The sequence below is a fragment of the Streptomyces sp. NBC_01429 genome, assembly GCF_036231945.1.
Taxonomy (GTDB): Bacteria; Actinomycetota; Actinomycetes; order Streptomycetales; family Streptomycetaceae; genus Streptomyces.
In genome coordinates this window covers 2,248,557-2,269,249 of record NZ_CP109599.1, presented here as the reverse complement: position 1 = coordinate 2,269,249, position 20,693 = coordinate 2,248,557, and the positions used below count along the sequence as shown (strand labels likewise).

Annotated in this window: 20 protein-coding genes and 1 pseudogene; 15 read left to right on the top strand and 6 right to left on the bottom strand. The window is 70.2% G+C overall.

Annotation, left to right across the window (positions count from 1 at the left end):
- Positions 1-37 precede the first annotated feature (37 nt).
- Together OG627_RS09355 and OG627_RS09350 are read right to left on the bottom strand one after the other, a co-directional pair.
- Positions 38-688, bottom strand: a complete 651-nt coding sequence (locus OG627_RS09355; RefSeq protein WP_329063304.1) for an AIM24 family protein — start codon at positions 686-688, stop codon at positions 38-40.
- On the bottom strand, positions 688-1,326 hold the full coding sequence (locus OG627_RS09350) for an AIM24 family protein (RefSeq protein ID WP_329063302.1): 639 nt from the start codon (positions 1,324-1,326) through the stop codon (positions 688-690). Before OG627_RS09350 ends, OG627_RS09355 begins: the two co-directional genes overlap by 1 nt.
- A 216-nt stretch (positions 1,327-1,542) precedes the next feature.
- Between OG627_RS09350 and OG627_RS09345 the strand changes: the two genes are divergently transcribed.
- The 4 genes from OG627_RS09345 (at position 1,543) to OG627_RS09330 (ending at position 6,179) form a co-directional block, all read left to right on the top strand.
- A complete protein-coding gene (locus OG627_RS09345) occupies positions 1,543-1,887 on the top strand; it encodes a DUF3817 domain-containing protein (protein ID WP_329063299.1) in 345 nt (114 codons plus the stop codon).
- Complete coding sequence (locus tag OG627_RS09340) at positions 1,884-2,177, top strand: MTH1187 family thiamine-binding protein (RefSeq protein ID WP_030079249.1); 294 nt, start codon at positions 1,884-1,886, stop codon at positions 2,175-2,177. The genes OG627_RS09345 and OG627_RS09340 overlap by 4 nt, the downstream gene beginning before the upstream one ends.
- Before the next feature lie 129 nt (positions 2,178-2,306).
- Positions 2,307-4,181 carry a glycosyltransferase family 2 protein gene (locus OG627_RS09335; protein ID WP_329063297.1) on the top strand — a complete coding sequence of 625 codons (1,875 nt, stop codon included), beginning with the start codon at positions 2,307-2,309 and terminating at the stop codon, positions 4,179-4,181.
- 3 nt (positions 4,182-4,184) lie between these two features.
- Positions 4,185-6,179, top strand: a complete 1,995-nt coding sequence (locus tag OG627_RS09330; RefSeq protein ID WP_329063295.1) for a kelch motif-containing protein — start codon at positions 4,185-4,187, stop codon at positions 6,177-6,179.
- A gap of 19 nt (positions 6,180-6,198) precedes the next feature.
- Here OG627_RS09330 and OG627_RS09325 read toward each other — a convergent pair whose 3' ends face one another.
- Positions 6,199-7,251 (bottom strand): glycoside hydrolase family 6 protein, encoded by a 1,053-nt coding sequence (locus OG627_RS09325; protein WP_329063293.1) that lies wholly within the window; start codon positions 7,249-7,251, stop codon positions 6,199-6,201.
- 197 nt (positions 7,252-7,448) lie between these two features.
- Here OG627_RS09325 and OG627_RS09320 point away from each other — a divergent pair, with 197 nt between their 5' ends.
- The 3 genes from OG627_RS09320 (at position 7,449) to OG627_RS09310 (ending at position 10,169) form a co-directional block, all read left to right on the top strand.
- Positions 7,449-7,955: a MarR family winged helix-turn-helix transcriptional regulator gene (locus tag OG627_RS09320; protein ID WP_329063291.1), complete on the top strand. Its 507-nt coding sequence runs from the start codon at positions 7,449-7,451 to the stop codon at positions 7,953-7,955.
- Positions 7,956-8,042: 87 nt separating this feature from the next.
- Positions 8,043-8,369, top strand: a complete 327-nt coding sequence (locus OG627_RS09315; RefSeq protein ID WP_329063289.1) for a DUF3817 domain-containing protein — start codon at positions 8,043-8,045, stop codon at positions 8,367-8,369.
- A gap of 93 nt (positions 8,370-8,462) precedes the next feature.
- The gene (locus OG627_RS09310; protein WP_329063287.1) at positions 8,463-10,169 is read left to right on the top strand and encodes an acyl-CoA mutase large subunit family protein; all 1,707 of its coding nucleotides are present in this window, start codon (positions 8,463-8,465) and stop codon (positions 10,167-10,169) included.
- On the opposite strand, the gene OG627_RS09305 is transcribed toward OG627_RS09310, so the two are convergent.
- Positions 10,166-11,200: a helix-turn-helix transcriptional regulator gene (locus tag OG627_RS09305; protein ID WP_329063285.1), complete on the bottom strand. Its 1,035-nt coding sequence runs from the start codon at positions 11,198-11,200 to the stop codon at positions 10,166-10,168. The two genes, OG627_RS09310 and OG627_RS09305, sit on opposite strands and share 4 nt — an antisense overlap.
- Before the next feature lie 113 nt (positions 11,201-11,313).
- Between OG627_RS09305 and OG627_RS09300 the strand changes: the two genes are divergently transcribed.
- From OG627_RS09300 to OG627_RS09285, 4 genes are read left to right on the top strand one after another with little or no spacing between them, the layout of a single operon-like run.
- Positions 11,314-11,718 (top strand): VOC family protein, encoded by a 405-nt coding sequence (locus OG627_RS09300; protein WP_329063283.1) that lies wholly within the window; start codon positions 11,314-11,316, stop codon positions 11,716-11,718.
- A gap of 30 nt (positions 11,719-11,748) precedes the next feature.
- Positions 11,749-12,204, top strand: a complete 456-nt coding sequence (locus OG627_RS09295) for a MarR family winged helix-turn-helix transcriptional regulator (RefSeq protein WP_329063281.1) — start codon at positions 11,749-11,751, stop codon at positions 12,202-12,204.
- Positions 12,201-13,103, top strand: a complete 903-nt coding sequence (locus tag OG627_RS09290; protein ID WP_329063280.1) for an ABC transporter ATP-binding protein — start codon at positions 12,201-12,203, stop codon at positions 13,101-13,103. Before OG627_RS09295 ends, OG627_RS09290 begins: the two co-directional genes overlap by 4 nt.
- On the top strand, positions 13,063-13,953 hold the full coding sequence (locus OG627_RS09285; RefSeq protein ID WP_329063279.1) for an ABC transporter permease: 891 nt from the start codon (positions 13,063-13,065) through the stop codon (positions 13,951-13,953). Before OG627_RS09290 ends, OG627_RS09285 begins: the two co-directional genes overlap by 41 nt.
- A gap of 64 nt (positions 13,954-14,017) precedes the next feature.
- Here OG627_RS09285 and OG627_RS09280 read toward each other — a convergent pair.
- Positions 14,018-14,686: pseudogene (locus OG627_RS09280) on the bottom strand (TetR/AcrR family transcriptional regulator); the annotation flags it as partial.
- 159 nt (positions 14,687-14,845) lie between these two features.
- Between OG627_RS09280 and OG627_RS09275 the strand changes: the two are divergent.
- The 4 genes from OG627_RS09275 to OG627_RS09260 all read left to right on the top strand — a co-directional run bounded on the left by OG627_RS09275 (position 14,846) and on the right by OG627_RS09260 (position 19,123).
- Positions 14,846-15,826 (top strand): tetratricopeptide repeat protein, encoded by a 981-nt coding sequence (locus OG627_RS09275; RefSeq protein WP_329063277.1) that lies wholly within the window; start codon positions 14,846-14,848, stop codon positions 15,824-15,826.
- Between the two features lie 610 nt (positions 15,827-16,436).
- The gene (locus OG627_RS09270; protein WP_329063275.1) at positions 16,437-17,072 is read left to right on the top strand and encodes a DUF6230 family protein; all 636 of its coding nucleotides are present in this window, start codon (positions 16,437-16,439) and stop codon (positions 17,070-17,072) included.
- A gap of 97 nt (positions 17,073-17,169) precedes the next feature.
- Positions 17,170-17,715, top strand: coding sequence for a DUF6114 domain-containing protein (locus OG627_RS09265; RefSeq protein ID WP_329063273.1), 546 nt, complete (start codon positions 17,170-17,172; stop codon positions 17,713-17,715).
- Positions 17,705-19,123, top strand: coding sequence for a hypothetical protein (locus OG627_RS09260; RefSeq protein ID WP_329063271.1), 1,419 nt, complete (start codon positions 17,705-17,707; stop codon positions 19,121-19,123). The genes OG627_RS09265 and OG627_RS09260 overlap by 11 nt, the downstream gene beginning before the upstream one ends.
- A 130-nt stretch (positions 19,124-19,253) precedes the next feature.
- On the opposite strand, the gene pyk is transcribed toward OG627_RS09260, so the two are convergent.
- On the bottom strand, positions 19,254-20,684 hold the full coding sequence (gene pyk, locus OG627_RS09255) for a pyruvate kinase (RefSeq protein WP_329063269.1): 1,431 nt from the start codon (positions 20,682-20,684) through the stop codon (positions 19,254-19,256).
- Positions 20,685-20,693: the final 9 nt, after the last annotated feature.

Sequence of the window (20,693 nt, the reverse complement as noted above, 5' to 3'; positions counted from 1 at the left end):
GGATCGAAGATCACCGGCGCGCTCGCGGCTCCCGTGCTCACAGCTTCTCCTCCGACGCCTGGACGTACACCGCACCGCTGCCGCTCAGCTCCAGCTGGAACGCCTCGCCCGAGCCGCGCCCCACCATCTCGCGCCAGCCGAGCGCGGCGGAGAGCTTGTTCCGTACGTCGCCGTGGTGGGCCACGTACGCCTGCGGGTCCACCCGGATCTCCGCGCCCGGGGTGATCGGCAGCTCGATCACCCCGCCGTGTGCCATCACCGCGACCGCGCCATGCCCCTTGAGCGTGGTGGTGAACAGCCCCTGGCCGGTGACCTGGCCGCGCACCATGCCCATCACCCCGCCCTGCGAGCCCATGAACATCGTCCCCTGCTGGAGCGTCCCGTCGAAGGCGAGCAGCCGGTCCGCCTCGACGTACAGCGTGTCCCCGGCGAGGTTGATGACCTGGATGTGGTGCCCGCCGTGGCCGAACAGCACCGTGCCGCTGCCCTCGACCGTCATGAGCGGGGTCGCCTCGTTGGCCACGCGCCGGCCGATCATCGACATGAGGCCGCCCTGGCCGCCCCGGATGTTCGGCGTGAAGCCGACCTCCCCCCGGTAGGCGAGCATCGCGCCGCGCTGGCTGAACAGCTTCTGGCCGGGGGCCACCGTGGCCTCGACCATCTTCGAGTTGATCTCGCGGAACGGCACTAGAGATCGCCCCCGATCGTGTTCCGCTCGCTCGGCTGGACGTACACGAGCCCCTCGCCCTCGAAGCGGATCTGGAAGGACTCGCCCGAGCCCTCGCCGATGAGCGTCCGGAAGTTCACCCCGGACTGGAGCTTCTGCTGAAGCTTGCCCTGGTGCGCGATGTACGCCCCCGGGTCCACGTACAGCGGGTACCGCTGCGACACCCGCAGGATCACCGCCTCGCCGTCCGACATGATCGCCGCCTGCCCCGTGCCCTCCACGGTGGTCGTGAACAGGCCATTTCCCGACGCCCCGCCGCGCAGGCCGGTGAAGGTCGTGCCCGTGCGCAGACCCGCGTCCGTGCAGAGCAGATTGCTCGACTCGACATAGAGCTTGTCGCCGTGCAGCGAGACGAGGTTGATCTCGCTCGCCCGGTCGGCGAAATAGCAGGTGCCCTGGCCCTTCACCTCCATCACGGTCATCTGTTCGCCGGTGAGCCGGCGCGTCACCATCCCGCGCAGCCCCTCACCGCCCCCCGTCAACTTCTTGAAGGTCATCCGGCCGTCGTACGCGACCATCGACCCGTTCTTCGCTTTGACGGCGTCGCCGGTCATCTCGACGGCGAGCACCCTGCTGCCTTGCAGTCGGAACTGAGCCACAGCTCGAAGGTATCCGGCCCCACCGGTGGAAAACAGGGCTTCCACCCCCGATCCGCCCCGGAGTCGCCCCTGAACGGACCCCCGGTCCCCGCCCCGTACCGACCCTGACAGCGGTCGCCCGGGGCCGGGCTGTCACAATGACCGGAGCTTGTGCACGCGTTCACAAGATCGCGCGCACGAGATCACGTAGCCCCCGACCGACGAAGGTGCCTGCTCGTGGACATCAAGACCGCTTCCGCCCTCCACCGCCTCCGCCTGGTCTCCGCCCCGGAGGCCGTCTCCTTCCTGCTGCTGCTCGTCTGCTCGGTGCTCAAGCGCACGACGGAGTTCAACGCGGTCCCCGTGATGGGCGCCGTCCACGGCGTTCTCTTCATCCTCTACGTGATCTTCTGGGCCGACGCCTGGAACCGCACCAAGTGGTCCCTCGGGACGGCCGCGCTCTACTTCGTCCTCTCCGTCCTGCCGCTCGGCGGCTTCTACGCCGACCGCAGGCTCAAGCGCGCGGCCGACGACGCCGTCATCGCCTCCCGCGCCCGCCGCGAAGGTACGGTGAGCGCATGATCGTCGCCTTCTCCGTCTCCCCCCTCGGCGTGGGGGAGGACGTCGGTGAGTATGTCGCCGACGCCGTCAGGGTCGTCCGTGAGTCCGGTCTGCCGAACCGTACGGACGCCATGTTCACCTCGATCGAGGGCGAGTGGGACGAGGTGATGGACGTCGTCAAGCGCGCCGTCGCCGCCGTCGAGGCCCGCGCCGGGCGCGTCTCGCTGGTCCTCAAGGCCGACATCCGGCCCGGCGTCACCGACGGGCTCACCTCGAAGGTCGAGACCGTCGAGCGCCACCTCGCCTCGTGAACCCCGTCCGACGCCCCGTACGCAGTAACCCGCGAGGGTAAAACCCCTCGCACGGACGCCTCCAGTCGACACGCCGGTCAATCTCCCTTTCTGTGGGGATATCGACCTCGCGACTCAGCTGGAGGCACCGTGCGGCCCGAGGGCTACGACCACGACCTCGATCCCGACGACGACCCCGACTACGACTACGACCTCCACAGCCGTCTGGCCGGCCCGCTCACGGAGCCGGACCCGAGGGCCCCCTACCGGGTGGAGTACCGCAGTCTGCTGGCTCGGGAGCCCCGCCGAATACGGGCCGTGCTGCTGATGGCCCTGGCGCCGGTCCTCTCCGGCTCCCTGCTGGTCTACCTGGTCTGGCCCAGCCACCGCACCGAGCGCGAGGGCGGCGACCGCTGGCTCATCGTCTTCGACCACGTGATGCTCGGCTCGATCGGGTTCATCGCCCTGTTCATGCTGGTCAACGTCGCCTCGGTGGCCCACGCCACCATGGTCGCCAGGGACCCGATACCCGTCGCCGCCGAGACCGGCACCCGGATCGCCTTCCTCACCACGTACGTCCCCGGCAAGGAGCCGCTCGCCATGGCGCGGGCCACGCTCGAAGGAGCCGTACGGCTGCGCCACAGCGGCCCCCTCGACATCTGGCTGCTCGACGAGGGCGACGACCCCGCCGCGCGGGCGCTCTGCGCGGAGCTGGGGGTGCGTCACTTCACCCGTAAGGGCGTCCCCCAGTGGAACCGTGCGAAGGGCGTCCACAGGGCGCGCACCAAGCACGGCAACTACAACGCCTGGCTCGCCATGCACGGCGACGACTACGACTTCTTCGCCTCCGTCGACACCGACCACATACCGCTCCCCAACTTCCTGGAACGGATGGCGGGTTACTTCCGCGACCCGGACGTCGCCTTCGTCGTCGGACCGCAGGTGTACGGCAACTACACCTCGCCCGTCACCAAGGCCGCCGAGTCCCAGCAGTTCCTGTTCCACGCGCTGATCCAGCGGGCCGGCAACCGCTACCACGCCCCGATGTTCGTCGGCACCAACAACGTCGTACGGATCAAGGCGCTCAAGCAGATAGGCGGGCTGTACGACTCGATCACCGAGGACATGGCCACCGGTTTCGAGCTGCACCGCACGAGAAACCCGCTCACCGGCCGGTTCTGGCGCTCCGTCTACACCCCCGACGTACTGGCCGTGGGGGAGGGGCCCGCGTCCTGGACCGACTTCTTCACCCAGCAGCTGCGCTGGTCCCGGGGCACCTACGAGACGCTCCTCAAGCAGTACTGGAAGGCACCCTTCCGGGTGCCGCCGGGGCGGCTGCTCAGCTACACGCTGATGCTCGTGTACTACCCGATGACGGCCGTCAACTGGTTCCTCGGCATCCTCAGCTGCGTCCTCTTCCTCTGGCTCGGCGCCTCGGGCACCCAGGTCTCCTCCTCGGTCCTGCTGATGCTCTACAGCGACGCCGCCGCCCTCCAGATCGGCCTCTACCTCTGGAACAGGCGCCACAACGTCTCGCCCCACGAACCCAGCGGCTCGGGCGGACTCGCCGGGATGGCCATGTCGGCGCTCTCCGCGCCCATCTACCTCAAGTCGCTCGGCGCGGCGCTGCTGCGCGCCAACGGGCGCTTCGTCGTCACCCCCAAGGGCGGCCAGGCCAGCCCCGACCGGCTGATGACGTTCCGGCTCCACCTCTTCTGGGCCGCCGTCCTCGTCACCTCGCTCATCGCGTCCGTCTTCCTCGGCCACACCCATGTGGCGATGCGCACCTGGGCCGCACTGGCGCTGGTGATCGCGCTCGCACCGGTCGCCGTCTGGGGCTGGACGCTGCGGCGCGAGCGCGCGGAACGCGCGGAACGTACGGCCGCCCTCACCGCGACCGTACCGGCGGAGCGGCCCGCCGAGCGGCCCGCGGGCGAGGAGCCGCGGCCCGCGTACGCCGCCACCGCGGTGCAGACCGCCACGAAGGTGCAGGCCGCGACCGTATCGACGTCAGGAGGGAACTGAGCCATGGCCAAGCGCACCAGGAAGGTCGGGACGTCGCGGTACCGGCCGTCCGACAAGTTCAAGAAGACGCTGCTGGGCGGCGGGGCACTGGTGGTGCTCGTCGGCCTCAACGCCCCCGCGGCCTACTCCTTCGCCGCCGAGAAGTACCACGCGTACAAGATCGCCCAGCCCGGCTACAAGCGGCAGTACGGCTCGTGGGCCATGCTCGACGTCCCCAAGCGATTCCGTACGAACGCGATCCACGCGGCCCTGCTGCACAGCGGCAAGGTGCTGATCATCGCCGGGTCGGGCAACAACCAGAAGAAGTTCGACGAGGGCTCCTTCGACACCATCCTCTGGAACCCGGCCGACGACTCCTTCAAGAAGATCCCCACCCCCGAGGACTTCTTCTGCGCCGGCCACTCCCAGCTCCCCGACGGCCGGCTACTGGTGGCGGGCGGCACCGCGCGCTACGAGGTCCTCGACGGCGAGGTCAGCCGGGCGGGCGGCGGGATGCGCGTCAAGAACGAGAACCCGGACCGGGCCCACACGTTCAAGAAGGGCACCCGCTTCCGCTCCCCGTCGGGCGTCGAGTACGTCAGCACCTCCGACGTCAGGGTCCCCAAGGCGAAGAAGGAGTTCAAGGTCGGCTACGGCAAGAGCGGCCGGATGCTCCCCTGGCAGACCAAGATCACCCCCGGTGAGGCCCGGGTCTTCGTGGAGGCGGTCGACAAGGGCCCGCAGGCGCTGACGACCCAGGCCGCGCAGTACGAGATCCTCGGGCTGAAGGGCAAGGACGCGGACAACCTCTACGGCCTCGCGCAGAAGCTCACCACGGAGAAGCAGGACTTCCAGGGCATCAAGTCGGCCTACGAATTCGACCCCAGGGCCGAGAAGTACGTCCCCGTCGACCCGATGAAGGAGGCCCGCTGGTACCCCACCCTGGTCACCCTGGACGACGGCAAGGTCCTCGCCGTCTCCGGCCTCGACGACGTCGGCGCCGTGGTCACCGGGGACAACGAGCTGTACGACCCGAAGACCAAGAAGTGGACCCAGGGCCCCACCCGTTACTTCCCCACCTACCCCGCGCTCTTCCTCACCAAGGGCGGCAAGCTCTTCTACTCCGGCTCCAACGCCGGCTACGGACCCGCCGACAAGGGCCGGCAGCCGGGGCTGTGGGACCTGAAGAAGAACACCTTCACCAAGGTCGACGGCCTCACCGACCCCGACCAGACGGAGACCTCCGCCTCCCTGATGCTGCCCCCGGTCCAGGACCAGCGGGTGATGCTGCTGGGCGGCGGCGGTGTCGGCGAGTCCTCCAAGGCCACCGCCCGCACCGCCATCGTCGACCTCAACAAGGACAGCCCGGCCTTCCGGGAGGGCCCGAAGCTGCCGCAGGGCACCCGCTACCTGAGCAGCGTGCTGCTGCCCGACGACACGGTGTTCACCACCGGCGGCTCCTCCGACTACCGGGGCCGCAGCGCCAGCGACATCCTCAAGGCGCAGTTCTACGAGCCCGCGACCAACTCGTTCCGCGCGGCGGCGGACCCCACGGTCGGCCGCAACTACCACTCGGAGGCGCTGCTGCTCCCCGACGGCCGGGTCGTCACCTTCGGCTCCGATCCGCTGTTCAACGACGCCGACAACACCAAACTCGGCACGTTCGAACAGCGGGTGGAGATCTACACGCCGCCCTACCTCCAGGGCGACCAGGGCAAGAAGGAGAACCGCCCGGATCTCGGCGCGGGGCCCGGCAAGCTCGACGCCAAGGGCCGCGCGACCTTCCGTACCCCGCACCCGGACCGCATCGCCAAGGCCCGTCTGATGCGCCCGAGCGCCGTCACCCACACGACGGACGTGGAGCAGCGTTCCGTGGAGCTGAAACTCAGCAGGTCGAAGAACGCGGTGACCGTCGAGGCCCCGAACGACCGCGCCGTGGTCCCGCCGGGCTGGTACATGCTCTTCGCGACGGACAAGGCGGGCGTCCCGTCGGAGGCGAAGTGGATCCAGGTCACCTGACGCACCACGGGGACGCGCGTCAGCCCTTCGCCCGGCGCGCCAGCCCGAGCGCGTACTCCGGCCACCAGGTGCCGGCGGCCGGGCCGCCCCGGCACGGGCCGTCGGAGTCGCCGGGGCGTTTGATCCAGAGGAAGGCGTCGAGGAGTTCGTTGCCGGTGTTGGTGGTGGGCGGGGTGCCCAGGGCCCGCCCCGTGGGGTTGCACCAGGCCTGGTCGCGGTCGCCGGAGAGGGGGCCCGCGCCGTTCCTGCTGGTGTCCACCGTGAAGTGAGCGTCGCCCAGCAGGCCGGAGAGCTGGGTGCCGTAGCTCTTGACCGCGTCGTTGGTCTGGAAGTTGGACACGTTCAGCGAGAAGCCGTCGGCCGCCTCGACACCGGCGCGCCGGAGCGTGTCGGCGAGCTTGCCGGGGTCGGTGACCCAGGCCGGGTTGCCCGCGTCCAGATAGACGCGGGTGTGCGGCCGGCGCTTGAGGGTGCCGATGGCCTCGGAGAGCAGTTCGTACCGCTCGTCCTGGTGCTGCTCGGGGGTGCAGCCGTCCGCGAGGTGGGGTACGGCGTCCGGCTCCAGGACGACGATCGCGTCGGCGTCGCCGATCGCGTCGGCGAAGGCGCCGATCCACGAGCGGTAGGCGGCGGCGTCGTGCGCGCCACCGGCGGAGTAGAGGCCGCAGTCGCGGTGCGGGATGTTGTACGCGACGAGGACGGCGGTGCGCTTGTCGGCCTTCGCGCCCCGTACGGTCCGGCGGACCTGCGGTTCGGGGTTGTCCCCGGCCGGCCACTCGGCCACCGCGCGCTCCGAGATGCGCCGGAGGATCTTGGCCTCGTCCTTGCGCCCCTGGTTCTCCCACACCTTGACCTGCCGGGCCGCGTCGCTGTCCGGATCGACCCAGAACGGCGACGCCGCGGAGGGAGCGGCCTCGCCCAGGACCGACGCCGGGCCGGTCTGCCCCGGGGCGGAGGCGGCGGAGGGCGACGGGCCGGACGAGAAGGCCGAGCAGCCGGTCACGGCCAGCCCGATGAGGGCCGCCACGGCGGCGGCTGCGGTGCGTGAGCGGTGTGGTCTGCGGCCGGACATCCATACCCCTCGGAGAACGACTGGGGAACGTACGGGAATGGCAAGACCGGCATATCGTTACATAACGATCAGCTGGTTCCGGGATGCGACACCGCGAGGGCGCTGCCGGGCGGCGTCCGCCCGTACCGGTGCGCCGGGCCGACCGAGGGGCGAGACGGGGCTGAAGGCCGGGATGGCCAGTGGGTAAGGTCGATGCCGTGTCAAAGCCGCTCGGTCTCCCCTTCGACCCCATCGCCCGCGCCGACGAACTGTGGAAGCGGCGCTGGGGGCCCGTCCCCTCCATGGGGGCGATCACCTCGATCATGCGCGCGCATCAGATCCTGCTCGCCGGAGTGGACGCGGTGGTCAAACCGTACGGGCTGACCTTCGCCCGGTACGAGGCGCTGGTGCTGCTCACCTTCTCGCAGGCGGGCGAGCTGCCGATGTCCAAGATCGGTGAGCGGCTGATGGTCCACCCGACGTCGGTCACCAACACGGTGGACCGGCTCGTCACCTCCGGTCTGGTCGACAAGCGGCCCAACCCCGCCGACGGCCGGGGCACCCTCGCCTCCATCACCGACAAGGGGCGGGAAGTGGTGGAGGCCGCCACCAAGGACCTGATGGACATGGACTTCGGCCTGGGCGCGTACGACGCCGAGGAGTGCGCGGAGATCTTCGCGATGCTGCGCCCGCTGCGCGTCGCGGCGCAGGACTTCGACGAGTAGCGGGGCGGTGCGGTGGCGCACCGGGGGCGTGGGAGTGCGTGCGGGGGCGCGCGAAGATCGCCCAATGTGCCCCGTTAGGCTCCTCGCATGAAGTCAAATGTGCTGTCGCGCTACCGGGTGATGGCGTACATCACCGCCGTCTGGCTGCTGGTCTTCACCGTCGCGATCGTCATGAAGTACGGGTTCGACACCGGCGACACGATGCTGATCTCCCAGATCCACGGCGTGCTGTTCATCATTTACGTCGTCTTCGCCTTCGACCTGGGTTCCAAGGCGAAGTGGCCCTTCGGCAAGCTGCTCTGGGTGCTGGCCGCCGGCTGCATCCCGGCCGCGTCGTTCTTCGTGGAGCCGAAGATCACGCGTGAGATCCGGCCGCTCCTCACGGACCGCGAGCCGGTCGCCGCCAAGGCGTAGCGCCCCTCGTAGCGGCACTTCCCTCCCCGCCCGCACGATGTGCGGGCGGTTCTCCATCGACATTTACTTGGACGTCCTAGTAAATTTGAAGGTATGAACGCTGACGCTGACGCGATCGAGGAGGGCCGCCGACGCTGGCAGGCCCGCTACGACAAGGCCCGCAAGCGTGAGGCGGACTTCACCACGCTCTCCGGCGACCCGGTGGAGCCGGTCTACGGGCCCCGGCCCGGTGACACGTACGAGGGATTCGAGCGGATCGGCTGGCCCGGCGAGTACCCGTTCACCCGGGGCCTCCACCCGACCGGCTACCGGGGCAGGACCTGGACCATCCGCCAGTTCGCCGGCTTCGGCAACGCGCGGCAGACCAACGAGCGCTACAAGACGATCCTCGCCAACGGCGGCGGCGGGCTCTCCGTCGCCTTCGACATGCCCACGCTCATGGGCCGCGACTCCGACGACCCCCGCGCGCTCGGCGAGGTCGGCCACTGCGGGGTCGCCATCGACTCGGCAGCCGACATGGAGGTCCTCTTCGACGGCATCCCGCTCGGGGAGGTCACCACCTCCATGACGATCAGCGGCCCGGCCGTCCCCGTCTTCTGCATGTACCTCGTCGCGGCGGAGCGCCAGGGCGTCGACCCGGCCGTGCTCAACGGCACGCTCCAGACGGACATCTTCAAGGAGTACATCGCGCAGAAGGAGTGGCTGTTCCAGCCCGAGCCCCATCTGCGGCTGATCGGCGACCTGATGGAGCACTGCGCCGTCGCCATCCCCGCGTACAAGCCCCTCTCGGTCTCCGGCTACCACATCCGCGAGGCGGGCTCGACGGCCGCGCAGGAGCTGGCGTACACCCTCGCGGACGGCTTCGGCTATGTGGAGCTGGGGCTCAGCCGGGGGATGAACGTCGACGTCTTCGCGTCCGGCCTCTCCTTCTTCTTCGACGCGCACCTCGACTTCTTCGAGGAGATCGCCAAGTTCCGCGCGGCCCGGCGGATCTGGGCGCGCTGGATGCGGGACGTGTACGGGGCGCGCACCGACAAGGCGCAGTGGCTGCGCTTCCACACCCAGACCGCCGGCGTCTCGCTCACCGCCCAGCAGCCGTACAACAACGTCGTACGGACGGCGGTGGAGGCGCTGTCGGCCGTCCTGGGCGGTACGAACTCGCTGCACACCAACGCGCTGGACGAGACCCTCGCCCTGCCGAGCGAGCAGGCCGCCGAGATCGCGCTCCGCACCCAGCAGGTGCTGATGGAGGAGACCGGCGTCGCCAATGTCGCCGACCCCCTCGGCGGCTCCTGGTACGTCGAGCAGCTCACCGACCGGATCGAGGCCGACGCCGAGAAGATCTTCGAGCAGATCAAGGAACGGGGGCTGCGGGCCCACCCGGACGGGCTGCACCCCATCGGTCCCGTCACCTCCGGGATCCTGCGCGGGATCGAGGACGGCTGGTTCACCGGCGAGATCGCCGAGTCGGCGTTCCAGTACCAGCGCGCGCTGGAGAAGGGCGACAAGAAGGTCGTCGGTGTCAACGCGCACCACGGCTCGGTCACCGGCGATCTGGAGATCCTGCGGGTCAGCCACGAGGTGGAGCGCGATCAGGTGCGGACCCTCGGCGAGCGCAGGGGCGCCCGTGACGACGCCCGCGTCCGCGGCTCCCTCGCGTCGATGCTGACGGCGGCGCGCGACGGCTCGAACATGATCGCCCCGATGCTGGAGGCGGTACGGGCCGAGGCGACGCTCGGCGAGATCTGCGACGCGCTGAGGGACGAGTGGGGGACGTACACGGAGCCGCCCGGCTTCTAGTTCCTCTCGTTCGGCTCGGCCCGCGCCGACCGCGCGAGCCGGGCGGCGAGCGCCGCGACCAGGCCGCGCAGCTCGTCCGGCCGTTCGATGACGAACGGCCGGTCCAGCGAAGCGAGTACGCCGGGCAGCCAGTCGAGCCGCTCCACCCGCAGCTCGACGCGTGACCAGCGCTCGGACCCCTCGGAACTCTCGGCCGTCCCGCTCGCCGCCTCCGCCGTCTCCTCCTCCTCCTCCTCCTCCTCCACGAGCGCGACGCTCGCGGGCAGCCGGGTGCGGATCAGCTCGGCCGTCGCCCGGATCCGCAGCGTGACCTCGTGCCGGTACGGAGCCGTGGCGAGCCCCGTCAGGACGCGCTCCACCGGATCGACCCCGGCGGGCGGTTCGAACGAGCCGGGCAGGATCCTCGCACCGGCGATACGGTCCAGCCGGAACGTCCGGTCCTCGCCGATCGCGGGATCCTGACCCGTCACGTACCACCTGCCCGCGTGGGCGACCAGCCCGTACGGACGCAGGACGCGTTCGCCGCTCCGGCCGTCGGCGGCCGTGTACCGGACCGAGACCGGCCGGTGATGGCGCACCGCGTCGGCGATCGCGAGCAGGACCGCGGTCTCCGGGGCCGCCGCGGCACGCGGCGCGGCGGTGAAGGCGAGGGAGCCGAGCACGGCGTCGATCCTGCGGCCGAGCCGTTCGGGCAGCACCCGCCGGATCTTGGCCGCCGCCGTCCCGCTCGCCGCCCCCGCGGCCGTCAGCAGCCCGGCCCGCTCGCCCGCGACCAGCCCGAGCAGCACGGCGAGCGCCTCGTCGTCGCTCAGCATGAGCGGCGGCATGCGGTAGCCGGAGGCGAGCCGGTAGCCGCCGTAGCGGCCGCGCACCGACTCGACGGGCACATCGAGGTCGAGGAGGTGGTCGACGTACCGCCGCACCGTGCGCTCGTCGACGCCGAGCCGGTCGGCGAGTTCGGCCACGGTCCTGATGCCGCCCGACTGGAGGAGCTCCAGCAGGGTGAGCACGCGAGCGATGGGTCGGGACATACCCGGAAGTCTCTCGCGGATACCGGGCGGATTCTGTCCGGTATCGGTCGTAGCGTGCGATCAGAAGCACCGACCGGTGCGATCAGCAGTACCGACCGACTGGAGAGAACCCCATGGACTTCGTCTCGATCCGCGTCATCACCGACGATGTCGACCGCCTCGTCGACTTCTACGAGCGCGCCACCGGAGTGCGGGCGGACCGTGTCACCGAGGACTTCGCCGAGCTGAGGACCGCCTCGGCCACCCTCGCCATCGCCCGGACCCGTACCGTCCCGCTGTTCGCTCCCGGAGCCGCCCGTCCGGGCGACAACCGGAGCGTCATCCTCGAATTCCTGGTCGAGGACGTGGACAGCGTCCACCGGAACCTGACCGGCGTCGTGGCGGACTTCGTCAACGAGCCCACCACCATGCCCTGGGGCAACCGCTCGCTCCTGTTCCGCGACCCCGACGGCAACCTCGTCAACTTCTTCACCCCCGTCACCCCGGCCGCCGTCGAGAAGTTCACCTCCCCTCGCTGATACCTCTCAAACAGAGCTAAAATGGGGCGTATGGCCACGGACGAGTTCCCCGACTCGCTCGCCGCCGCCCTGGCGGGCGTCCAGCGCACCATCCGGCGGCGGCTGCGCGACACCCTGACCGCCCCGCCGCTGCGGGGCGCGCAGGTCGAACTGCTGCGACTGGTCGCCGCCCGCCCCGGAATACGGGTGTCGGACGCCGCCAAGGAGCTGTATCTCGCCGGGAACTCCGTCTCCACCCTGGTCAATCAGCTCAGCCGGGCGGGCTATCTGCGCCGCGAGACCGATCCGGAGGACCGGCGCTCCGCCCTGCTCCTGCCGACCCGGGCCGCCGCTTCCCGGCTGAGCGACTGGGAGGCGCGCCGCTCCGCTCTCGTACGGGAGCAGGTGGCGCGGCTGACCGAGGAGGACAGGGCGGCCCTCGCGGCGGCCCTGCCCGCGCTGCGCAGGCTCGCCCTGAACCTGCGCGAGGAAGTGGAGGGGCCATGACCCGGACATCGGCCGGCACGGGAGATCCCGCGGGCGCCGCGGACCCCGGCGGCGCCGGGGGCGCCGACGCCGTCAGGTGCGGCGGACTGACGTACGCGTTCGGAGAGACCAAGGCGGTCGACGGCCTCGACCTCTCGGTCGTCCCCGGCGAGGTCTTCGGGCTGCTCGGCCCGAACGGCGCGGGCAAGACCACCGCCATCCGCTGCATCACCACGCTGCTGCCCGTCCCGGCCGGCATGGTGCGGGTCTTCGGGCACGACGCGGCCAAGGAGAAGATGGCGGTCCGCCGCCTGCTCGGCTACGTACCGCAGCAGCTGTCCGCCGACGCCGCGCTGACCGGCCGCGAGAACGTCACGCTGTTCGCCCGCGTCTTCGACGTCCCGCGCCGCGAGCGCGCCGAGCGCGTCGCCCAGGCGCTGGAGGCCGTCGATCTGACCGGCGCCGCCGACCGGATGGCCAAGACGTACTCCGGCGGCATGATCCGCCGGCTCGAACTCGCCCAGGCGCTCGTCAGCGCGCCCCGGCTGCTGATGCTGGACGAACCGACCATCGGCCTGGACCCGATCGCCCGGACGAGCGTGTGGGAGCACATCAACTCCGTACGGGAGGCCACCGGCATGACCGTCCTGGTCACCACGCACTACATGGACGAGGCCGATCAGTACTGCGACCGGGTCGCCCTGATGCACCGGGGCCGCGTCCACGCCCTCGGCACCCCCGACGAGCTGCGCGCCGAGCTGGGGAAGCGCAGGGTGGCCGCCGGAGCCGCCGGGGACAAGGACCCGCTGCCGACCCTGGAAGACGTCTTCCGGGATGTGGCGGGCAGCGGACTGGACGAGGAAGGAGGCGACTTCCGCGATGTCAGGAGCACCCGAACGACGGCGAACCGCGTCGGCTGAGGCATCCGGCGCCACCGGAGTCGGGGCCGCCGGACCCGGCGGCGGCCGGCCGAACCTGCTGCTCGTACCGCCGAAGGCCCGCACCGGCTGGCGCGTGCTGCCCGCCAGGGTCGCGGCGATGTGCGTGGTGGAGCTCCAGAAGCTGCGCCACGACCGGACCGAGCTGTACACGAGGGCCGTCCAGCCCGCGCTGTGGCTGCTGATCTTCGGTGAGACCTTCACCAGGATCAAGGCCATCCCGACCGGCGGCATCCCGTACATCGACTTCCTCGCACCCGGCATCATCGCCCAGTCCGCGATGTTCATCGCGATCTTCTACGGCATCATGATCATTTGGGAGCGGGACGCCGGGATTCTGACCAAACTGCTGGTCACCCCGACCCCCAGGGCGGCTCTGATCAGCGGCAAGGCGTTCGCCTCGGGGGTGAAGGCGCTGATCCAGGCGGTCGTGGTGATCGTCATCGCCGCGGCCCTCGGGGTGGGACTGACCTGGAATCCGCTGCGGCTGCTCGGCGTGGCCGTCGCGGTGATCCTCGGCTCGGCCTTCTTCTCCTGCCTGTCGATGACGATCGCCGGTATCGTGCTCACCCGCGACCGGCTGATGGGCATCGGACAGGCCATCACCATGCCGCTGTTCTTCGCCTCGAACGCGCTCTATCCGGTGGCGATCATGCCCGGCTGGCTCCAGGTCATCAGCAAGATCAACCCGCTGAGCTATCAGGTCGACGCGTTGCGCGGGCTGCTGCTCGGTACCCCGTCGCATCTGCTGCTGGACTTCGGTGTGCTGCTGGTGGCGGCGCTGCTGGGGATCGCGGCGGCCTCGTCCCTGCTGGGACGGCTGGCGAGATGACGGCATCGGCCGCTACGTCGCCGGCGGCGGCCGCCGCGCCCCCGGCGGCCGCTCGTCCGGGCGGGGCCGACACGGCGGCCAGTCCGCCCAGCAGCAGGGCCGCCAGCGTGCGGGCCCACTCCTCGTCCACCGGCTCCGCGCTGACCAGCGAACGGTGCACCACCGCCCCGGCGATCACGTCGAAGACCAGATCCGCGGTACGGGCCGCGCTCGCCGCGTCCCGCTCGCGGGGGAGTTCACCGCGCTCCTGCGCGCGCTCCCTGCCCAGCAGCACCAGCCGCTTCTGCCGCGCCACGATCGAGTCGCGGATACGGCGGCGCAGCGCGCGGTCCCTGGTGGACTCCGCGACGACCGCCATCAGCGACGTCTTGGTCTCCGGCCGGTCCAGCAGCGCCCCGAACTGGAGCACCACGCCCGTCACATCGGCGGACAGGCTGCCGCTGTCGGGCAGTTCCAGCTCGTCGAAGAGGACCGCGACCGCGTCCACCACCAGTTCGCTCTTGCCGGGCCACCGCCGGTAGAGCGTGGTCTTGGCGACGCCCGCCCGCGCCGCCACATCGCCCATCGTCAGCCTGGACCAGCCCAGCTCGCCCAGTGCGGCCCGGGTCGCCTCCAGGATCGCCGTGTCGGCCTCGGCGCTGCGGGGACGGCCCCCGCGCGGCCCGGAGCGGCTGTCACGGGCCGGTGAGCCGCCGTCACGGGAACGTCCGTCGCTGCGCATGCCCGCGACCATACCGGCCGGTACGTGGCTCGGCCCCCGCACCGGAGGAGGGGAAGTCTGTACAGCTGACCGACGGGAAAGTTACGCTACGACCCGTAGCGAAAGCGCCGCGCGCCCGGAGGCGCGCCCACCGCTTTTCTCCAGGGCCCGCGGAGGGGGGAGGATGTACTCATGCAGCCTAGGAACATGTCCATGAGCGGCGTCGTCGACCTCGCCGCGGTGAAGGCGGCCGGCGAAGCCAAGGTGAAGGCGGAGCAGGCCAGGGCCGAGGCGGCCCGTCAGGGCGGAGCCGGCGCCGTACCCCCTTCCCGTCTGGTGATCGACGTCGATGAGGCGGGCTTCGAGCGCGAAGTCCTCCAGCGTTCCACCGAGGTCCCGGTCGTCATCGACTTCTGGGCCGAGTGGTGCGAGCCGTGCAAGCAGTTGAGCCCCGTACTGGAGCGGCTGGCGCGCGAGTACAGCGGCCGGTTCGTGCTCGCCAAGATCGATGTCGACGCCAATCAGATGCTGATGCAGCAGTTCGGGATCCAGGGCATCCCCGCCGTCTTCGCGGTGGTGGCCGGCCAGGCGCTGCCCCTCTTCCAGGGCGCGGCCCCCGAGACCCAGATCCGGCAGACCCTCGACCAGCTGATCCAGGTGGGTGAGGAGCGCTTCGGACTCACCGGGATCGCGGTCGACGCGGAGGGCGACGAGGACGCGGACGCCGAGGCCGAGGAGGCTCCCGTACCGGCGGGCCCGTACGACGCCCTGCTGGCCGCGGCCGTGGAGGCGTTGGACGCCAACGACTTCGCGGGCGCCTCCGCCGCGTACCGGAACGTCCTGTCCGACGACCCGGGCAACACGGAGGCCAAGCTCGGTCTCGCCCAGGCCGAACTGCTCGCGCGGGTGCAGGGACTCGACCCCACGGCGGTGCGGAAGGAAGCGGCGGAGCGGCCGGCCGATCTCGCGGCCCAGTTCGCCGCCGCCGACCTCGATCTGGTCGGCGGCCATGTGGACGACGCCTTCGGGCGGCTGGTCGATGTCGTACGCCGTACGTTCGGTGACGACCGGGAGGCGGCGCGGGTGCGGCTGCTGGAGCTGTTCGAGGTCATCGGCGGTGACGACCCCCGGGTGACGGGGGCCCGTTCGGCTCTGGCCAGAGTGCTCTTCTAATCTGTTGACGTGCCGGCCCCGTGCCGGTGCGGCCGACTCCGCGGCACCACTGCGGATTTGGCGACTCAACGACAACAGTGGCCGCGCTTTACCAAATCTTGATAAAAGCGGCCACTGTTACTCGCAGTAAATCAACCCCCCCGCTCTGTCCCGCTATGGGCAACAATCACCGCTTGTGTCGCACCGATACGCGGCACCCTGTGTGGCCGTTCGATACCACCGGGTCGTTTATCGGTTATCGGGTCGTTACTAGCCAGTAACGAACCCCCTTGTGCCACGGGCGTGAATGCACGACGATCGGCGACGCTCGGTCCAATTCCGTACCAGCACGGCAGCCGGCCGTGCCCGTCGGAGCTGGGTCCCCATCGGGCGGTCCGGTGGCACTGCCGCCGGTCCGGACAGGGGGGTTCCTGCCACAACAGGCAGGGCCTGTCCAGAGGTTGCGCGAACGCGTGGCCAGTGGTTGTCGCTCGGGGGTGATCGCCGGTGCTTCGGACGCGGTTAGCGCCTCCGGAACGGGCGCTCTCCTTCCCGAGGACGTAGCACTTCTCCCATCCCAGGACGGGCTTCCACCCGATCCGGAGATGTACGTCCGAGAAGGAGGACATTCATGGAGTCCCAGATTCGTGGCGGGACCAGATGGAAGCGGTTCGCCGTCGTCATGGTGCCAAGTGTGGCCGCGACGGCGGCGATAGGTGTGGCTCTCGCACAAGGGGCACTGGCGGCGTCGTTCAGTGTGTCCGGCCAGAGTTTCAAGGTGAGCGCGGACCAGCTGGTCGGTTACGACTTCATTCAGTACGGCAGCATCGACGCGGGAACGGATCTCAAGGGGAACAAGACCGCGAATCCGGTCGCCGTCTCCGGATTCAGCCGGGCCACGATCACCAACATGTGCCAGTCGGTGGTCACTCCGGACGTGCCGCTCTTCGGCAGCGTCAGCCTGGAGCTGAGGGCCGGTACGAACGCGAAGAAGCCGGTCACGGCGACCAACATCTACATCGATATCGCGCAGTTGGACGCCGACGCCGAATTCGAGAACATCGACATCGGTGTGGCGGCCGGTGACAAGACCAACAAGACCGGCATCAACCCCGGTGACCAGGCCAACCCGTTCGGCTTCGCGCAGCGGGCCGACAAGGCGACGCTCAGCCACGTGGAGCAGACGGCCTGGGCGACCACGGCCGGCACCTTCAAGCTCAGCAATCTGAGTCTGAAGCTGCACAAGGGCGTCAAGGAGTGCTACTAAGCACCCGCCCGGGCGGGCGGGTTTCCTCAGCCAAGGGGCCCGTCCGCCCCATCCGAACTCTCTCTCACGCAACACCGGTACCAGGGAGCTGTTTTCCATGAGCGCCGAGTCCACAGGTTCCCGCGGATTCACCTACTGGCGGCTGAGGTTCCGTGCCTGGCGGGGTACCCGGCCATTCTGGGCCGGACTGCTCACTCTCCTCAGCGGACTGCCGATCGCCTACTTTCCCTACGCCGAGTTGCATTTCGGCGGTCTCACGGTGGCCATGTCCACCACGGCCGGGGCGGGTTCGCTGATCATCGGCGTACTGCTGGTGACCCTGGGGCTGACGATGTGGTTCCAGAGCATCGTCCGGGTGTTCGCCGGAGTCGCCGCGATTCTGCTGGCGCTCGTATCGATCCCCGTCTCCAACATCGGCGGATTCCTGATGGGCTTCCTGCTCGCCCTGCTCGGAGGGGCGCTCTCGATCTCCTGGGCGCCCGGGACCCCGGCCGAGCCGGTCTCCGAGTACGACACCCCCCACGCGACACCGGCCCCCGGCGGCACCGGTGTCTCCTACCTTCCCGGTCCGCGCGATGGGGAGGGCTCCAACGTGACGGATACGACTGCCCAAGCCAACGGCGGGAGGAACAGTGCGGGGTGACGACGCGCAGCGCATCGCGGCCGGAGGCGATGGGGACAGAGTGAGGAAAGGGCCGCGCCACGCGGCCCCCAGGAAATCCCTTCTGACGAAGCTTCAGATACCGGCGGGCAAGGCGATGGCCCTGGCCGCCATGCCGACGGCCGTCTTCGTGGGCATGGGGCTCACGCCCAGGCTCGCGATGGCCGACGACAAGGAGATCCCCTTCGCGCCCGGTCCGTGCGTGACGCGCTCGGACGAGCCGGACGCGTCGGAGTCGCCCTCGGCCTCGGCCTCTCCCTCACCGTCGTCCTCGGAATCCGCGAACGCGAGCGGGTCGCCGTCCCCTTCGGCGTCGGGCTCGGGCTCAAGTCCGGACTCCAAGGAGTCCGAACCGTCCGGGAGTTCGGACACGGACACCGGTGCGGACGCGGGTACGGGTACGAGCGCGGAGGCCGACAAGCGGACGGCGAAGGGCCAGGAGCCCGCGGCCGCCGCGTCCCCGGAGCCGACGGCCACCCCCACTCCCACGCCGACCCCGTCGAAGTCGGCCGGTCTGATCGACCTCGACCCGCTGGGCCTGGGCGACGTACTGGGCGGGCTCCTCGGCGGCGGCAAGGGCGCGACGGACGAGCCGGAGCCGAGCCCCTCGGCCACGGCGACCGGGAAGCCGGACACGGAAGCGTCCAGCAGCCCGTCAGCCACCACCCCTTCCGGCGGATCGACGCCATCGAAGCCGGACAAGGACGACGACGCGGCGGACACCGGGGCCAAGGCCGACAGCGGCAGGACCGGCGAGGACGACGACGCCACCGACGCCGCCAAGGACGCGATCAAGGACGCCGCTGACCGGGCCGGCGCCTCGGTCGAGGAGCTGGACGAGTCCGCCCAGGGCCTCGACGCCCACGCGGACGACGCCATCCCGTCGGGCGCGGACGGCAAGGAGCCCTTCCCCTGCCCGACCGCCGACCCGGAGGCGCTGGCCGCCGCGCAGCGCGAGCCGGGAATCCCGCTGGTGCCCGACGACCCGTGGCAGCTCAACAGCTCGCTTCTGACGCTGACCGGCCTCGACTACAAAGGCATCGTCGAGGTCGAGACCGGCAGCGGCAAGATCAAGAAGGCGCTCAAGTTCACCGCGTCCTCGCTGGACATCAAGGACCTGCACCAGACCGTGGTCTACCCCGCGGGCAGGACGGCGCACGTCAAGGCCCGCGCCGGTTCCACCTCCACGATCCGCGACGGCGAGGTGACCATGTACACGGAGGAGCTGAAGGGCAATCTCTTCGGCCTCATCCCGGTCACCTTCAGCCCCCGGACCCCGCCCCCGCTGAACGTCCCCTTTGCCTTCTTCACCGACGCGCACGTCATCCAGGCGGGCCAGTTCGGCGGCACGCTCACCATCCCCGGCCTGCAGAACTACCTCACGGACTGACGGAGCCCACCGACCTCCGGGAGCCGCGGGCCGGGAGGCCGGGAGCCGGGAGCCGCGGAAAGGCCGGTGGCCCGCACCGATCAGGTCGGTGCGGGCCACCGGCCGTGAACTGCCGGGGTCGGGTGAGGCGTCAGGCCTTGTCGGTGCCGCCCAGGTGGTGCACGCGGACCATGTTCGTCGTGCCCGGGACGCCGGGAGGGGAGCCCGCGGTGATGATCATGGCGTCGCCCTCGTTGTAGCGCTGGAGCTTGAGCAGCTCCTCGTCCACCAGGTCGACCATCTCGTCCGTGCTGCTGACCCAGCGCACGATGAAGGACTCCACGCCCCAGCTCAGCGCGAGCTGGTTGCGGGTCGACTCGTCCGTGGTGAAGGCCAGGATCGGCTGCTCCGTGCGGTAGCGGGAGAGACGGCGGGCCGTGTCGCCGGACTGCGTGAAGGCGACCAGCGCCTTGCCGCCCAGGAAGTCCGCGATCTCGCAGGCCGCGCGGGCGACCGAACCGCCCTGCGTGCGGGGCTTCTTGCCGGGGACCAGCGGCTGGAGGCCCTTGGAGAGCAGCTCCTCCTCCGCCGCGACCACGATCTTCGACATCGTCTTGACGGTCTCGATCGGGTACGCGCCGACCGAGGACTCCGCGGAGAGCATGACCGCGTCCGCGCCGTCCAGGATGGCGTTGGCGACGTCGGACGCCTCGGCGCGGGTCGGCCGGGAGTTGGTGATCATCGACTCCATCATCTGGGTCGCCACGATCACCGGCTTGGCGTTGCGGCGGCACAGCTCGATGAGCCGCTTCTGCACCATCGGGACCTTTTCGAGCGGATACTCGACGGCCAGGTCGCCGCGGGCCACCATGACGCTGTCGAAGGCCGCGACGACGGACTCCATGTTGGCCACCGCCTGCGGCTTCTCGACCTTGGCGATGACGGGGACCCGGCGGCCCTCCTCGTCCATGATCTTGTGGACGTCGAGCACGTCGGTGGCGTCACGGACGAACGAGAGCGCGACCATGTCGCAGCCCATCCGCAGCCCGAAGCGCAGGTCGTCGATGTCCTTCTCCGACAGGGCGGGCACGTTGACCGCCGCGCCGGGCAGGTTGATGCCCTTGTGGTCGGAGATCACACCGCCCTCGATGACGATGGACTTGACCCGCGGACCCTCGACCGAGACGACCCGCAGCTCGACGTTGCCGTCGTTGATCAGGATCTGGTCGCCCTTGGAGACATCGCCGGGCAGACCCTTGTACGTGGTGCCGCAGATCGACTTGTCGCCGGCGACGTCCTCGGTGGTGATGGTGAACTCGTCACCGCGCACCAGCTCGACGGGGCCCTCGGCGAAGGTCTCCAGGCGGATCTTGGGGCCCTGGAGGTCCACGAGCACGCCCACGGCGCGGCCGGTGTCGGCCGCCGCCTTGCGGACGCGGTGGTACCGCTCCTCGTGCTCCGGGTGGCTTCCGTGGCTCATGTTGAGGCGGGCCACATTCATACCGGCCTCGATGAGCGACTTCAGCTGCTCGTACGAGTCGACGGCTGGGCCCAGTGTGCAGACGATTTTGGAACGGCGCATGAGGCGGAT

What these genes read in the sequence shown, in the direction of transcription:
- OG627_RS09340 (WP_030079249.1), top strand. Translation starts at nt 1,884, where the DNA reads ATGATCGTCGCCTTCTCCGTCTCCCCCCTCGGCGTGGGGGAGGACGTC.
- OG627_RS09285 (WP_329063279.1), top strand. Translation starts at nt 13,063, where the DNA reads ATGTCAGGAGCACCCGAACGACGGCGAACCGCGTCGGCTGAGGCATCC.
- OG627_RS09325 (WP_329063293.1), bottom strand. Translation starts at nt 7,251, where the DNA reads ATGTCCGGCCGCAGACCACACCGCTCACGCACCGCAGCCGCCGCCGTG.
- OG627_RS09295 (WP_329063281.1), top strand. Translation starts at nt 11,749, where the DNA reads ATGGCCACGGACGAGTTCCCCGACTCGCTCGCCGCCGCCCTGGCGGGC.
- OG627_RS09275 (WP_329063277.1), top strand. Translation starts at nt 14,846, where the DNA reads ATGCAGCCTAGGAACATGTCCATGAGCGGCGTCGTCGACCTCGCCGCG.
- OG627_RS09330 (WP_329063295.1), top strand. Translation starts at nt 4,185, where the DNA reads ATGGCCAAGCGCACCAGGAAGGTCGGGACGTCGCGGTACCGGCCGTCC.
- OG627_RS09265 (WP_329063273.1), top strand. Translation starts at nt 17,170, where the DNA reads ATGAGCGCCGAGTCCACAGGTTCCCGCGGATTCACCTACTGGCGGCTG.
- OG627_RS09305 (WP_329063285.1), bottom strand. Translation starts at nt 11,200, where the DNA reads ATGTCCCGACCCATCGCTCGCGTGCTCACCCTGCTGGAGCTCCTCCAG.
- pyk (WP_329063269.1), bottom strand. Translation starts at nt 20,684, where the DNA reads ATGCGCCGTTCCAAAATCGTCTGCACACTGGGCCCAGCCGTCGACTCG.
- OG627_RS09310 (WP_329063287.1), top strand. Translation starts at nt 8,463, where the DNA reads ATGAACGCTGACGCTGACGCGATCGAGGAGGGCCGCCGACGCTGGCAG.
- OG627_RS09300 (WP_329063283.1), top strand. Translation starts at nt 11,314, where the DNA reads ATGGACTTCGTCTCGATCCGCGTCATCACCGACGATGTCGACCGCCTC.
- OG627_RS09315 (WP_329063289.1), top strand. Translation starts at nt 8,043, where the DNA reads ATGAAGTCAAATGTGCTGTCGCGCTACCGGGTGATGGCGTACATCACC.
- OG627_RS09270 (WP_329063275.1), top strand. Translation starts at nt 16,437, where the DNA reads ATGGAGTCCCAGATTCGTGGCGGGACCAGATGGAAGCGGTTCGCCGTC.
- OG627_RS09290 (WP_329063280.1), top strand. Translation starts at nt 12,201, where the DNA reads ATGACCCGGACATCGGCCGGCACGGGAGATCCCGCGGGCGCCGCGGAC.